We start from the raw sequence: 13,583 nt of genomic DNA on the forward strand, positions 1-13,583 counted from the left end.
GGCGGCGCCATCCGGCCCACTAATAATCGTTATATTATATTCATTGCCAGGCGGTAGCGCTCTCCTATGGACAGTCGAAATCCGCTTACAAAAGATTGAGACTGCCGATGAGAAGACCAGCAAAACATGCGGCGTCGTGCCAGCCCTCTATACCGGGTTTTGTTTTGGCGATGCCGCTTTACCCGTCAAAAACAATCAATATTCCCGGCGTCTTTCTCGCGATATTCGTATTCTCCATCGGCTTCTTCATTCAATGCAATGTGTTGACCAGCAATCTCGGCCTGCGTTTCCTCAATATCACCGACATGCTGGTGCTGATGACGCTGCCCGTCCTCGCCCTGCTTTACATTCGCTGCCTGACGCTGTCGATTATCCTGTTTTATCTTGTTCCGCTGACAATGCTGTTTGTCCTGACGACGCTGTTTGCCGACGCGCGCGGCGATGGCGAGTTTTATACAACGGCGATGACCTATTTTTATGCCGTCTATTTTCTGTTCTTTGCCTATATGCTGTTCAAGGAAAACCTCCTCGAACTGTTCTGCTGGGGCATATTTGCGGGGTTCATAGCGGTGACGATCCTGCTTTTCCTGGACATCGTCATCCATGACCAACTCGCCTCGCTCGGATTGTCCTTCATGTTCGATGAGGCGGGCGTGCTGGAGCTTGCGGCGAAAGGTGAGATAACCCCGCTGCTTTTGCGCGTCGAAAAGGCAGGCGGCATATGGCCCGTCGGCAACACAGCTGGACCGGCCTTCGCGCTGGCCGGAGCGGCGGTGGCCTATGTCGCCGAACGCCACAAACGCCCCGCTCTGTTTGCCGTGTTTCTGCTCGTATATCTCGCCAGCTTCACCCTCACGCTCAACCGCTCGGGGGTGTTTGCCGTCCTCGCCATCGGGCTCTTATTCTACGTTCGGAATTTTTCGATCAAAATGCTGCTCAGCACCTATTTCGGGTTTGCCTTGAGCGCCCTCGTCATCGCCGCCGTTTTGCCGCTCGGTGCTTTCGACTTTGCGGAACAGGCCTTTTCGAAGCGTTTTCTCGAGGACAGCAACAGCAGCAACAATTTGCATGAGCGGTGGGAGACGATCACCGGCGGTTTTCAGGTCATGTTCCAGCATCCTTTGGGCATAGGATTTACCGCGCGATACGAAGAACTTGCGCGGATATCGAGGATCGGCACACCACATAATGGTTTTATGGCCACCGCCTACGCTTCCGGGTTGGGATTTTGCATCATGAGCGCCTTTGCGCTGGTTTATGTAATTTTCCGGAAACGCAAAATCGGCTTTTTCGCCTATTCAGCAATCGGCGTCATTATTGGCTATCAATTTGAAGAGCTGAATTTCAACCCCGTCTTCATGGCCCATGTGGGGCTTGGGCTTGCCTATGCCGCCATTGATCTGGACTTCAGGCTTTTCCTGAAAAACACAATGATGCGGATGCTGGGAACGGCAGACAATGCACGCAACAGGGGAGAACGAAGCCTCATCAGCGACACGCCGGGTCTAAGGCCGCCTGTGTTCTGACGGGACGTTTCAGGCCACATCGACGATCTCGATCTCCCTCCCGCCCAAACTGACGAGATCGCCAGCCGCTTTTCCCATCAGCACCCTTGCAACCGGGGAGACATAGGACATCGTTCCCGCAGCGGGATCTGCTTCATCTTCGCCGACGATCCGGAACCGTTGCGTTCGCCCGTCATCGCGGCTGAACGTCACCAGGCTACCGAAGACGACGACACCGTCCGCTGGCGGATCAGGCATCAATTGCGCGGTACGGACACGCTCGGAGAAATATCGCAGATCGCGAAGCGGGCTGGCGGAAATACGACGTCTTTCATTGATGTCTTCAATGGCATTAGCCGCCTCACAGGCTTCGCGCGCCAGCCGCAGCTGCTCTTCCAGGGCCTTCAGCCCGGACCGCGTTACCAGATTGGGATGAGGCGAGATTATCCGGTCCGGCAGAACGGTTTCGGCGGCGGTTTCCGCACTGTCTTCCTTGGTAAAGGCTACGCTCAATCCTGACACTCCATTCCCGATATGCCCCGCGACACATCTACGATCCGCCCCAATCCTGCCATCGCTCGCAGGCGCACCGCAAGAGCACGCTGCGCGGGTTTAAAACGGACATGTAACAGGCGCAAGCGGGTTAGGACAACGTGGTCGTTCAACAGCTCAATGCAACCGCAACGGAACATACCCCTCATATTTCGGCCTAACAGGAGGCTTTTTGCCCTGTTAGGGTGTGCGGCAGGAGGAGTGAGACGCCAACGCTAACGGACAGGAGACGGTTCATGGCCCGGACAGTAGTGAATGCGCTTGGAGACACACTCTATTACAGCGGCAGTTCCACGGGATTTTTCTCCGCCACGGGTTCCGGCCCGCTGCTGACCGGCACGCCAGGCAATGATTCCATGTGGGGCGACAGTTCCGTCAACGTGACCATGGCCGGCGGCACGGGCGACGATATTTATTATCTCTATTCCAGCATCAATCGCGCCGCTGAAAATGCCGGGGAAGGCATCGACACCATCGATACATGGATGAGTTACACCCTGCCCGACAATTTCGAGAATCTGCGTGTAACGGGTGACGGGCGTTATGCCTTCGGCAATTCGCTCGACAACATCATCACCGGCGGGTCGGGCAGCCAGACGATCGATGGCGGCGCTGGCAACGACGTGCTGATCGGCGGCGGCGGGGCCGACACCTTTGTTTTCACGAGCGGCAACGGCACCGATCTCATTACCGATTTCAGCGCCAACGACACGATCCGGCTCAATGGCTACGGCATCACATCTTTCGATCAGCTTGTCGGCAGCGCCACACAGCAAGGCGACGACTTGTGGCTCAATTTTTCGAATGGCGAGGCCATCGTTCTTGCTGGAACGACCGTAGACGACATTCAGGCCGACCAGTTCGAACTCAGCCTCGACCGCTCGTCACTTACCCAGACCTTTGCCGATGAATTCGATACGCTCTCGTTGCGCAGTGGCGATCAGGGTATCTGGGACGCCAAATATTGGTGGGCGCCGGAAAAGGGAAGCTCGCTGACGACGAATGGTGAGGCGCAATGGTATATCAACCCGGCCTATGCCGGCACATCGGAGGTCAATCCTTTCAGCCTTGAAAACGGCGTCCTGACCATCACCGCCGAGGAGACCCCGCAGTCGATTGCAGACGAGGTCGAGGGTTATGACTATACCTCGGGGATGCTGAACACCTATTCCTCCTTCAGCCAGACCTATGGTTATTTCGAAATCCGCGCCGATATGCCGACCGACCGGGGCGCCTGGCCTGCCTTCTGGCTGCTGCCCGAGGACGGCTCCTGGCCACCTGAACTCGATGTCATCGAAATGCGCGGCCAGAACCCCAACACGCTCATCATGTCCGCCCATTCCAACGCCACCGGTGAACAGACATCGGTGATCAACAATGTCAGCGTACCGAGTACGGACGGGTTTCACACTTATGGCGTGCTGTGGGATGCCGAACACATAACCTGGTATTTCGATGATGTCGCCGTGGCGCAGACGGACACGCCTGACGATATGCATGACCCCATGTACATGGTCGTCAACCTTGCCGTCGGCGGCACGGCGGGAACGCCATCGGCAGCCGATTTCAGCGACGGCTCGCAGATGATGATCGATTACATCAGGGCTTATTCGCTCTCCGACTGGGCCGCATGAATTAAAACACCGGCAGTCACATCGGGACTGCCGGTGTTTCAAACATCAGCCTCTCGGCTTACGCCTTGTTCAGGCCCATCACTCGGCCGCGAGCTGGGTGCGGGCGGCATTCAGCGAAATCAGATGCCGCGCCGTTTCGAGGCTTGCCGGCTGCTCGGCGCGATAGCGGCGGCTGATTTCCATCATCAGTACAGTATCGGGCAGGAAGGAAAGTTCAGAGAAAATGTTCTGCCAGTCGATATCGCCCCAGCCGAGCGGCATGTGCAGATCGCCGATGCCGAGCGCCGTGTTTTCCTGAGGAAAGTAGGGCTGATAGAAGCCCTGCGGGCGGCCGAAGGAATCATGCACATGCAGATGGCCGGCAACCGGCGCCATGGCGCGAAGTTCATCGCGGAAATCGAGGCCACGATAGGTCGATTCGAGATAGGCATGGCTGAAGTCGATCAGCGCTACGAGATTGTCGTGCCCGACAGCCTTCACGGTTGCGGCCACCTCGGCCGGCGTCTGGCGATATTGGCCAGGCTCGGTGGAAAAGATATTCTCAAGGGCGATGCGCACGCCATAGGGCCTGCAAAATTCAGCCAGTTCGAAAAGCGCTTCCCGCTCGCGGCTGTCGGCATCGGCCCGTTCGGCGATCTGGTCGGCACGCAGCGCGCCGCTATGCTGGACGAGAATGCCCGCACCGATACGGTCGCATAAAACGGCAAGCGCCTTGGCCGCGTCGATCTGGTAACGGCATGTCACCGGATCCATGAAATTCGAAGAGACGAGACCGTGCACGGTGTAGCGGAAGTCGAACCGCTTCGCGAGCGAAACGAAACGGTCGGCGCGCTCCTCGATGATCCGGCCGCCGGCGATCATGTCGAGGCTTGTTGCGGCGATTTCCACGGTATCGCAGCCGATTTCGGCAAGCGCGCGCAGATCGTTTTCGAGGGTGGCCAGTTCGCCATCATCCGAGCCGGCGTTGAAGCCGGTACCTATAAGATTGCTCACGTCGTTATCTCCAGGGCTAGAAGGTCATGGGAGTTCGGGCGCCGTACATGCGACGCCACTTCAAGCAGGTCCGGGCGGCCGATATTGGCGTCGTCTATCCCGGGCGGTGCGATGTCGTAAGAAAGTCCAGGGTCACCGCCATTGTTTTAGAAAGCGAACGGGACAGGGTGATCCGTTTCCGTTGAAACCGATCCGTCAATTAAGTTTCTTCATTTACAGCTTTATGACATTACCGCAGGCAAACAGCAGGCAGAGCACGCCGCGCGCCTGGACAAGCGGCGGCATCATGAAGACGTGCGAGGGGAAATTGTCGCAAGGTCCGGTTTCGGGCGCTCGGGTCCGCTCAAAATCGAAATGGCCGCAAATTGCGGCGATGGGTTTTCGCACCGGTGGGTTAAAGCCGGATGTATTCGGGCGGAAGGCGCTAACCGAGATTGTACACCATGAAATAAATCAGCCAGCAATGCGCGATGGCCAAGATCGCCCAGGCCCATTTTGCGGCCCTGATATCGGCATCGACGATCCTGTTTCGAACCTCGGCCCTGCCCGACGCCTCGTCTCCGGCTCGATCGTCCACGACGACAGATGAAGGTGATTTCTGCGAAACAGGTTCGCCGACAACGTAGAGCCTGTCGCCGCGCGGACGCAAGTTATCCCCGACGCTCTCCGCATCGGAAAGCGTATCGTCGTCGGAAACGCAATTCACCGCCACAAGCTGCGATGATACCCCCCTGTTACGCACTTTACCTCTATTGGGCATCATAATCTTCCACACAATAAAAATAAAAATATTCACGAGTTACTTCCGGTAAAGCTGCGCTTTACCGGACATGCCGCGATAAGCGCGTCCATGCTTCCCCCGCCGACCCAAAGGCCGCCCCGTCATCAGGCTACCGGGACCCCCGGCAGATCACGTCTGCCCGCATAAGGTTTCGCCTCCCGCTGGATCAGGAAGACGGATTTTTCCACCGGCAGCGGCTCGATTGTCCGGTAGCGCTTAAATCGCCTGGAATATTCGAATCGGATGAGCCTGTCGTCGAACTTCCCCGCCAGAACGCGATAACCGTTGACGAATTCATTGAGGATTTCCAGTTCCTCTCCCCACACCCAGCCGCCGTAGGACGTCCCCTCATTCGAACGCAGCACAATCTCGAAAAAGTGCCCGCCCGCCACCAGCGGCATGCGAAAAAGGATATCGAGATTATCCTCGTCCTCGTCGTCCCCCTTTTCCGCAGACAGCCTGGCATGCGCGACCTTCGCATGGACGAGCGCCGATACCGGATAGAACGGACGACCCTTGAACCACATGAATTCACTGACCGCATATCCGACATCGTCGGCACGCTGGTAAGGCTCGATACGCGGCTCGAAGGCCATGTAGCTTCCGTTGAACGCTATCACTGTCGAAAATTCCCGATGCCTGCCCGTCGCATGTCCGCTGTTTTCCACCCGTTATTCATGCTTCTGTCTGCGACACTACCCAAGCCGCGTCACACCAGCGTCAAATGGAACGCTATGATGACTTTCAATTTCCCGGACACGTTGTTAGATGATGGTTCATGAGGGGACGAAAGTGGCTGGGAACGCTGAACTGATACCGATCCGGCTTTTTGGCACCCCGCGCTGTGACGCGGTGCGGGAGGCATTTTTTCCGTCCAAGGGCTTCGCGCTGACCGCCGCCCTCATCCTTGCGCCGAACCAGTCCCTTTCCCGCCAGCACGCCGCATCGCTGCTGTGGGAAAATGTCGAGCAGAAGAGGGCTCTCGGCAATTTACGGCAGCTCATTCTGCGCCTGCAGAAACTTCCCAATGAGGACGACGCCATCCTTCTGACCGAAGGAAACGACCTGAAGGCCGGCAGGCTGGCGCAGCGCACCGACCTTGCCGTCTTCCTTGCCGGCGCAAGGGCCGAAGACCCGATGCGGCGGCTCAATGCGCTGCTGGAATTCGGCGGCGAGTTGCTGGAGGGGCTGGAGGCCGGGCAGGACCATCTCTATCTCTGGCTGCTTTCTGAGCGCCGCCGCCTCAGGGACCTGTTCTTTTCGAGCTATACCCAGCTTCTGGAGGAATTGACGCGGTTTGGCCGCGCCAGTTCGAACGACATCTCCAGGCTTGCCGAATGCGCTTGCAAGCTCGAACCGGAACGCGAAGAAACCTACCGCGCCGCCATGGCGGCCTATGCGCGGATCGGAAATATCAGCGCCTGTGAGGGCATGCACCAGCTCCTGATGGAGCAGCTTCGTCAGGAAGGTCGTTCGCCGGAAGCGGAAACCGTGGCGCTGCGACGGCGAATACAAAGCCTGGCCGCCACGATAGCGGCCCCCGCCGAGGCGGAAGAGGGCAGTCGCCGGAAATCCCAGACGAAACCACGCGTCGCATTCGTTCGTCCGGCAAGGGTCGACGGGCAGCCGGTCTCGCCGGTCATGCAGGCCTTTGTCGAGGATGTCGCCAACAGCCTTGTCCGATACCGCACCTTCACCGTGCTTTCGCCGCACAGCACCTTCGCACTGGCGCATGACCGGGCCGATGACGGCTACGCCATGCTGCGGGCGGATTACCGCATCATTTCGACTGTGTTCGACGAAACCCGCATGTCGGTTGCGCTGATCGAGGAGGCCAGCGGTGAAATCGTCTGGTCGCTGGAGGCGGTCCTGACCGAACGACATATTCACGCCGCTTTCCGCCTGCTCTCCAAACAGGTGGCTGCAGCGCTTGCCCGCGAAATCGAGCGGCTCCAGGTGGAGCCCGATCGCAACCACAGCGGCGAGGCCTACCGGCAATTGCTGGAAGGCCAGCAGCTTCTGCGTGGCAAATGCGATCTGCCGCTTCTCAGAAGAGCCCGCTCGATGTTCCGCAAGGCCGTTGATCTCGACCACGGCATGGCGGTTGCCCGCGCCCGCGTGGCGCAGAGCCTGCAACTGGAATGGCTGATGCTGGGCGGCAACGACCCCCATCTCCTGCATCGCGCCAAGGCGGAAGCAGACTCCTCCGTCGAAATCGACCCCGCCCTTGGGGTGGGCCACTGGATGTGCGCGGTGGTGGCGCTCTACCAGCGGGATTTCGACATCTCCGCCGAAAAATTCTTCGAGGCAGAGGCGTTGGCGCCCAACTCGGCCGACCTCCTGCTCCAGCATGCCGACGCGCTCGCTCATTTCGGCGATGCGGAAATCGCCTGGGAGAAATTTCAGCAGGCCATCGATCTCAATCCCCTGGCGCCCGACATCTACTGGTGGGCCGGCGCCAGCATCGCATTCAAGCGCGAGGATTACGGCACGGCGGTGGAACTGTGCGGGCGGATGGAAAATGACGAACCTGCGTTGCGCGTCTTGACCGCAAGCCACGCCCTGCATGGCGATCTGGCCGCCGCTCAGGAAACCGGCAACAGGCTTCAGGAAAACTATCCGGGTATGACGGCGAGGGAGATCAGCAGTCTGTCTCCGGACCGGGATCCGGTAGCGAATGAAAAATTCTATCACGCACTTCGATTAGCTGGGATTAAATAGGAGATATTATGTCCTCGCATTTCTTTATTGTCGGAAAAAAAGGTTTTGGCGTTCTCTTCATTCGCACGGCGCCGCTTCGGGTTGCGTCCGTCTCGCATGAGACGATTGCCGCGTATGAAGCGAGCCATCCGGGCGTGGATGGCTATGCCCGCGTGGCCGCGGCCGCAAAGTCCATGCTCGTTCGCCAGGACGGCCAACCGGAAGCGGAACTGGATCAGGTGCAGATCCAGGGCATCGAAGCCCTCGTCGCCGGCGGCGCCGTGGTTTCCGAAGCCGATTTCGCCTTTATCGGCGAAGTGGTCGACGCCGGCTGGGATTTCAACCGTATGGTACAGGCGCCGATCGAAGCGGCCCTGAAGGCTGTCGGCCCGGCCGGCGCCGTCACCGGCGAGCTGTACGATGCGATCCTTGCCGACGACAGCAACACCGCGCCCTGATCGCGGTCGCGCAGCCTTGGCCCACGCCGATGCTCCCATATCAGCGACAGCGGCTTCAAGACATGCCGACGCTTCGTTCTTCGATCCCGGACTGCTTCGGCGGTTCGGGATTACCCGTGTCGGTGATGTAACCGGTCTCGATATTATCGGCATTCCCGTCTGGTTCGCTACCCGGCCCAATTCGCGCGGGCTGTCGGTCTCGCAGGGCAAGGGGCTTGTCGCGGAACAGGCCCGGCTATCGGCGATCATGGAAGCGATCGAAGGTGCGGTTGCAGAAGAAACCCGCAAACATATCGCCGCCTTCAGCTCCGTTCAGCAGATGCGGGAGAAGGGAACTCCTCTCATTCCCTTCGAAACCGTCGGCAGGGTCGATTACGACGCGCTCGATCCACGAAAAGAACGCGCCTGGGTGAAGGGAACGTCCATTCGCCGGCAACAGGAGGTTTTTGCGCCTTACGAACTTGTGGGCATGGATTTCCGCGTGGACTTCCCATGGGACCGGCGGACCTTCCGCATGAGTTCGCAAGGGCTCGCGGCCGGGTTCAACCATGACCATGCGGTTCTCCATGCCCTGCTCGAACTCGTTGAAAACGACGCCTGCTTTCTCGTCGACACTTTCGAGACGCGCGCCGTCGCACCGCGACCAGTCCTCATTCCGGCTGGCGTCGATCCTTCGTTTGACTGTCTTGTCCAACATCTGTCGGACATCGGCCTGCCGCCGTCCTTCTTCGACCTGACGAATGGGCTTGGCGTGCCGGTGGCGATGGCGAGCCTGCCCCGGTCGCTGCAGGCGCAGGATGGGCCTGCCACCCGCAGCGCCGCGGGGGCCGCTTGCCGGCCTGATATTCATGGCGCTGCGATTGCAGCGCTGCTGGAGGCGATACAGTCGCGATTGACCGATATCAGCGGCGCGCGGGACGATCTTTCTCCTCTCCGCTACCAGCGGGATATGGTTGCGGCCGGGTCTGCGGCCGCCGGCGTGCAGCCGATGGAAAGGGTGCCGGCCAATCTCGATTTTACACATGACGCCGCGTCTTCGCCGCCATGGCGTCAACTTGCGACGCACCTGTTCGCCGGCGGCATCGAGGATATCTATGTCTTTCCGCTGGAAACGGAGGTATCCGGCCTGCATGTCGTGCGGGTTCTGGCAAGCGGCCTTGCCCCGGCCGGCGGCGGCCTGCAACACATCTCGCAACGCACTCTCGATCACCTGCTGACTGTCGGAGGCCTCGGATGAAGCCGGTGGTTTTTGCAGGCCCGTCCATCCACGGCATCGCAGGCAAATATACTGCCGGTCTCGATCTTCGCGGTCCGGCCGCCTGCGGCGATATTTTCGATGCGGTTCGGCAAGGCGTCGGGACAATCGGGCTGATCGACGGGCTTTACGGCGATTGCGCCGCCGTCTGGCACAAGGAAATCCTCTATGCGCTGTCGAACGGCGTTACCGTTTTCGGCGCCGCCAGCATGGGTGCGCTCAGGGCGGCGGAATGCGCGCCCTTCGGCATGATCGGCATCGGCGAGATTTTCGAGGCTTATCGGGATGGGCGGCGTTTTTCCGATGCCGATGTAGCGGTGAGCCACGCGCCCGGCGCGCTCGATTACCGCCCACTAACGGTTGCGCTGGTGGACGCCGAGGCGACGCTTGCGGCCTGCAGCGAGACGCTCACCCCGGAGCAATATGGCACGCTCGCGCTTGCCGCCAGCAACCTGCATTTTGCCGGCAGGACCTGGCGCTCCATCGCTGCCGAAGCCGGCTTCGGCTCCGCGACGGCAGATTTGCTCGCGGCCAATGCGGTTTCCGTCAAGAGAAACGATGCGACGAGGCTTCTGGCAATGCTCACGGGAGAAACATGGCCATCGCCACCGCCGCCATCATGGAAACTCCAGAATACGATGTTTTTCCAGCAATTGGCGGCAAGGCGACCGGCAGGGAACAAAACGTCTTGAGCGCCATCCAGCCCCTGTCTCTGATACCAGATTGCGGCGGCCTGATCCGCACGATTGCGCTTGCACTGCCCGCCTCTTTATTTGCGAAGAACAGGGCCGCTGACACTGTCTCACCGCTCGTTCCAATCGGAAACCTGCTCTCGGCCCTGCCTTCGGATATCACCGCCGTTATCGTGATCGATCACGCCTGTCTCCAGTCGGCACGAGCCTGGCTCGGCAGCCTGCCAGCACGCTGCAGCACGGAGCTGATACCCCTTGCCGGAAACGACAGTGTTTCCCATCCATGGATACAGGACATGTTCCATGTACGTGCGGCGGATATTACGGCGGAATTCTTGCTGTTGGCGGAGAACGCCGTCGGCGCCAGCCTCGCCGAATATCTGGGAGCGGCGACAACCCATTCGGATGTCGCCCTGGCAGGGGGCAACCAGCTTGTCGGCCCGGATTTTCGGCTGGTGGGCCATTCCAGCCTGCGGGATGACAGGGGAATCGGAAGCGATGCGCCCATCCCTTCGCAGCGGTTGCGAAAGATTGAGGCTCTCGACGGCAGCAGCATTTTCAGTTTTGGATATCGGCCGGGCGATCTCGGTAAAGTTCCGGTTTCTTCCGATTTTTCCGCGATGGAAACATGCGGAGCAGAGGTTGCCGATAAAAAAATGCACCAATGCGGCTTTCACGTTGACCAGTTCGTTTCCGTCACCGGTCTGAGAAGCGGCGGCCGGCCGCTATTGCTCCTCGCCGACCCCCTCGCCCATGGCGGATGCGATGCCCGCGCCGCAACGGAGCTTAAACGAAAACTGGATGCCTCGGCGCTTTGGCTCGCGCGGCAGGGCTTTGCGATCAAGCGAAACCCCATCCCGATTTCGCCGGCCATCGACACCAACAAATGCCTGCCCAGACTTTACAACAATGTATTTCTTGAAAATGTCATACGTTCCGGTCAGAAACGGCCATTCGTCTGGATTCCGCATTTCGGCGATACCGAACCGCTTGAGGAATTCGATGCGATGAATCGAAGAATTTGGGACGGACTCGGCTTTCAAACCATCGGCGTGAGCGGATGGAGCCACCTTTCCAGCCGCAACGGTGCGTTGCGTTGTGCGACAAAAATAATAAATCGCGGCCCGGACACGCGATTATGAACGAAAAACCGTGCAATTTCGTCAATAAAGCTTCATAATACCCGTGGAAATTGTGTTGAATGTATACCTTCAACAATATTAATTGATAATCATCGGATTTAAGAACCTCAAGCGGAGGAATTTGTAATGCACGCCAAACTACCCAGCCCGATCGACGTCCATGTCGGCGCACAAATCAGAATGCGCCGCAAGTCGCTCGGCATGAGCCAGAGTGCGCTGGCCGGGCGATTGGGCATCACCTTCCAGCAGGTCCAGAAGTATGAAAAGGGCGCCAATCGTGTCGGTGCGTCCCGTCTGCAGGCCATCGCGTCGATTCTCGGCGTGGACGTCAGCTCCCTGTTCGCCAACGCCACGCCCGATGGCGATCCGGCCAATCCGGCCCTTGGTACGATCAATGCCATGCAGACCTTCGTGGCCTCGAATGAAGGCTTTTCGCTCAACCAGGCCTTTTCGCGCATCAAGAGCGCCGCCGTGCGCAGAAGCATCGTCGCTCTCGTGACATCGCTTGCCGCCACTGAAGCGGCGGAAAACGCCGCTGCGCCGGCGGACAAAAACGGCGATTGACGCAGGTGTGACGCTCGCGTGACGCTCGATGTGGTCGAAAATGAACAACGCAACATCATCGCGTTTTCATAGTGTCGACTGTCGAGAGGGAATCATGGCGGCGTCTACCACGGCTATACTTGAACAGGACAATGCGGACGAGATTCTGGCGCTCGGGCGGATGGTTTCCTATCTCTGCCAGCGCTCGAAATCTCTGGAACTGGGCATGTCGACCTATTTCCTGGAAATGGCGCTGTTGTCGCTGGCACAGGACATCAATCAGCATGGCCTGCCGAACGCAGGTGCAGAGATGAACGGCAGCGGTTTGGCACACGCCGAGCTACATTAAACAACTGCATTTAAAAGACCGCGTCTGCAATTGCGCAGAGCTGCAGACATTTTTCGTCTGCGGTTCCGGCTGGACTGAAACACACCGGACGCACCTATTTTATAAAATTTGTTCCCAGCGTTTGTCGAGGCCCGGTTTTTACCGGGCCTCGATTTATATCAAAGGTAAAGACTGGCAAATCCTGTTGTCAGACGACGACGGCGCCCGGACCCGCCACCGCACCCGGCGGCACCTTGCCCAGAATGATCATGCCGAGAACCTCATCCTTGGTGACATCCTCGGTCCGCGCATGGCCGACCACTCTGCCGTTCTTCATCACGAAGACCCTGTCGGCCAGATCGAAAACGTCGTGAATATCGTGGCTGATGAGAAAGATGCCGATGCCTTGCCGTTTCAGCTCCTTGACGAGATCGCCCACCTGGGCCGTTTCCTGCGGCCCGAGTGCGGCCGTCGGCTCGTCCATGATGAGGATGCGGGCATCGAACAGAATGGCGCGGGCGATGGCGACGGATTGCCGCTGACCGCCCGACAACGCCTTCACCGGCTCCTTGAACCGCCGGAAATTGGGGTTGAGCCGCCCCATCACCTCGCGGGCCGAGGCTTCCATGGCGACATCATCGAGCGTGCCCCATTTCGTCTTCAGCTCCCGGCCGAGATAAAGATTGGCCGCCGCATCGACATTATCCGCCACCGCCAGTGTCTGGTAGATGGTCTCGATACCGTATTTCTTGGCGTCGCGGGGATTGCGGATATCGGCATCCTCGCCATTGATGAGAATATCGCCGCCATCGCGCCGGTATGCGCCGGAGAGGATCTTGATAAGGGTCGATTTGCCCGCGCCATTGTGGCCGAGAAGGGCGACCACCTCACCGGGGAAAAGATCGACAGAGGCGTTTTCCACCGCATGGATACCGCCGAAGGAAATGGAAATATTGCGCATTTCCACGAGGGGCGTGACTTGGTCCGTCATAGGAGTTCT

14 protein-coding genes are annotated in these 13,583 nt (G+C 59.0%); 9 read left to right on the forward strand and 5 right to left on the reverse strand.

The annotated features are described in order from the left end of the window. The first annotated feature begins 107 nt into the window (after positions 1-107). A complete protein-coding gene (locus tag AGR1_RS29635; protein ID WP_162927596.1) occupies positions 108-1,526 on the forward strand; it encodes an O-antigen ligase family protein in 1,419 nt (472 codons plus the stop codon). 9 nt (positions 1,527-1,535) lie between these two features. On the opposite strand, the gene greA is transcribed toward AGR1_RS29635, so the two are convergent. Next, the gene (gene greA, locus AGR1_RS18275; RefSeq protein ID WP_080795216.1) at positions 1,536-2,018 is read right to left on the reverse strand and encodes a transcription elongation factor GreA; all 483 of its coding nucleotides are present in this window, start codon (positions 2,016-2,018) and stop codon (positions 1,536-1,538) included. Positions 2,019-2,293: 275 nt separating this feature from the next. On the opposite strand from greA, the gene AGR1_RS18280 reads away from it, so the two are divergent. Next, complete coding sequence (locus tag AGR1_RS18280) at positions 2,294-3,691, forward strand: family 16 glycosylhydrolase (RefSeq protein ID WP_080795213.1); 1,398 nt, start codon at positions 2,294-2,296, stop codon at positions 3,689-3,691. A 78-nt stretch (positions 3,692-3,769) separates the two neighbouring features. Here AGR1_RS18280 and AGR1_RS18285 read toward each other — a convergent pair whose 3' ends face one another. From AGR1_RS18285 to AGR1_RS18295, 3 genes are all read right to left on the reverse strand, one after another. Then, on the reverse strand, positions 3,770-4,684 hold the full coding sequence (locus AGR1_RS18285; RefSeq protein ID WP_149147794.1) for a TIM barrel protein: 915 nt from the start codon (positions 4,682-4,684) through the stop codon (positions 3,770-3,772). A gap of 424 nt (positions 4,685-5,108) precedes the next feature. After that, on the reverse strand, positions 5,109-5,444 hold the full coding sequence (locus AGR1_RS18290; protein WP_149147795.1) for a hypothetical protein: 336 nt from the start codon (positions 5,442-5,444) through the stop codon (positions 5,109-5,111). A 125-nt stretch (positions 5,445-5,569) separates the two neighbouring features. Further along, entirely contained in the window at positions 5,570-6,061 is a 492-nt protein-coding gene (locus AGR1_RS18295; RefSeq protein ID WP_149148014.1) for a hypothetical protein, read from the reverse strand. A gap of 172 nt (positions 6,062-6,233) precedes the next feature. On the opposite strand from AGR1_RS18295, the gene AGR1_RS18300 reads away from it, so the two are divergent. The 7 genes from AGR1_RS18300 to AGR1_RS18330 all read left to right on the forward strand — a co-directional run bounded on the left by AGR1_RS18300 (position 6,234) and on the right by AGR1_RS18330 (position 12,604). Then, positions 6,234-8,186 carry a BTAD domain-containing putative transcriptional regulator gene (locus AGR1_RS18300; RefSeq protein ID WP_187772226.1) on the forward strand — a complete coding sequence of 651 codons (1,953 nt, stop codon included), beginning with the start codon at positions 6,234-6,236 and terminating at the stop codon, positions 8,184-8,186. A gap of 8 nt (positions 8,187-8,194) precedes the next feature. Further along, complete coding sequence (locus AGR1_RS18305) at positions 8,195-8,623, forward strand: hypothetical protein (protein ID WP_149147797.1); 429 nt, start codon at positions 8,195-8,197, stop codon at positions 8,621-8,623. A gap of 37 nt (positions 8,624-8,660) precedes the next feature. Continuing rightward, the gene (locus tag AGR1_RS18310; protein ID WP_149148015.1) at positions 8,661-9,860 is read left to right on the forward strand and encodes a YcaO-like family protein; all 1,200 of its coding nucleotides are present in this window, start codon (positions 8,661-8,663) and stop codon (positions 9,858-9,860) included. After that, positions 9,857-10,570: a TfuA-like protein gene (locus AGR1_RS18315; protein WP_149147798.1), complete on the forward strand. Its 714-nt coding sequence runs from the start codon at positions 9,857-9,859 to the stop codon at positions 10,568-10,570. The genes AGR1_RS18310 and AGR1_RS18315 overlap by 4 nt, the downstream gene beginning before the upstream one ends. After that, positions 10,567-11,712 (forward strand): hypothetical protein, encoded by a 1,146-nt coding sequence (locus tag AGR1_RS18320; protein ID WP_149148016.1) that lies wholly within the window; start codon positions 10,567-10,569, stop codon positions 11,710-11,712. The genes AGR1_RS18315 and AGR1_RS18320 overlap by 4 nt, the downstream gene beginning before the upstream one ends. Positions 11,713-11,838: 126 nt before the next feature. Next, positions 11,839-12,276 (forward strand): helix-turn-helix transcriptional regulator, encoded by a 438-nt coding sequence (locus tag AGR1_RS18325; protein WP_080795197.1) that lies wholly within the window; start codon positions 11,839-11,841, stop codon positions 12,274-12,276. Between the two features lie 94 nt (positions 12,277-12,370). Continuing rightward, positions 12,371-12,604 carry a hypothetical protein gene (locus tag AGR1_RS18330; RefSeq protein WP_162927594.1) on the forward strand — a complete coding sequence of 78 codons (234 nt, stop codon included), beginning with the start codon at positions 12,371-12,373 and terminating at the stop codon, positions 12,602-12,604. Positions 12,605-12,791: 187 nt separating this feature from the next. Here AGR1_RS18330 and AGR1_RS18335 read toward each other — a convergent pair whose 3' ends face one another. After that, the gene (locus AGR1_RS18335) at positions 12,792-13,574 is read right to left on the reverse strand and encodes an ATP-binding cassette domain-containing protein (RefSeq protein WP_077985195.1); all 783 of its coding nucleotides are present in this window, start codon (positions 13,572-13,574) and stop codon (positions 12,792-12,794) included. Between the last annotated feature and the right edge of the window lie 9 nt (positions 13,575-13,583).

The sequence above is a fragment of the Agrobacterium sp. B1(2019) genome (assembly GCF_008274755.1).
Taxonomy (GTDB): Bacteria; Pseudomonadota; Alphaproteobacteria; order Rhizobiales; family Rhizobiaceae; genus Agrobacterium; species Agrobacterium salinitolerans.

What these genes read in the sequence shown, in the direction of transcription:
- AGR1_RS29635 (WP_162927596.1), top strand. Translation starts at nt 108, where the DNA reads ATGAGAAGACCAGCAAAACATGCGGCGTCGTGCCAGCCCTCTATACCG.
- AGR1_RS18280 (WP_080795213.1), top strand. Translation starts at nt 2,294, where the DNA reads ATGGCCCGGACAGTAGTGAATGCGCTTGGAGACACACTCTATTACAGC.
- AGR1_RS18290 (WP_149147795.1), bottom strand. Translation starts at nt 5,444, where the DNA reads ATGCCCAATAGAGGTAAAGTGCGTAACAGGGGGGTATCATCGCAGCTT.
- AGR1_RS18295 (WP_149148014.1), bottom strand. Translation starts at nt 6,061, where the DNA reads ATGGCCTTCGAGCCGCGTATCGAGCCTTACCAGCGTGCCGACGATGTC.
- AGR1_RS18300 (WP_187772226.1), top strand. Translation starts at nt 6,234, where the DNA reads ATGATGGTTCATGAGGGGACGAAAGTGGCTGGGAACGCTGAACTGATA.
- AGR1_RS18305 (WP_149147797.1), top strand. Translation starts at nt 8,195, where the DNA reads ATGTCCTCGCATTTCTTTATTGTCGGAAAAAAAGGTTTTGGCGTTCTC.
- AGR1_RS18315 (WP_149147798.1), top strand. Translation starts at nt 9,857, where the DNA reads ATGAAGCCGGTGGTTTTTGCAGGCCCGTCCATCCACGGCATCGCAGGC.
- AGR1_RS18325 (WP_080795197.1), top strand. Translation starts at nt 11,839, where the DNA reads ATGCACGCCAAACTACCCAGCCCGATCGACGTCCATGTCGGCGCACAA.
- AGR1_RS18330 (WP_162927594.1), top strand. Translation starts at nt 12,371, where the DNA reads ATGGCGGCGTCTACCACGGCTATACTTGAACAGGACAATGCGGACGAG.
- AGR1_RS18335 (WP_077985195.1), bottom strand. Translation starts at nt 13,574, where the DNA reads ATGACGGACCAAGTCACGCCCCTCGTGGAAATGCGCAATATTTCCATT.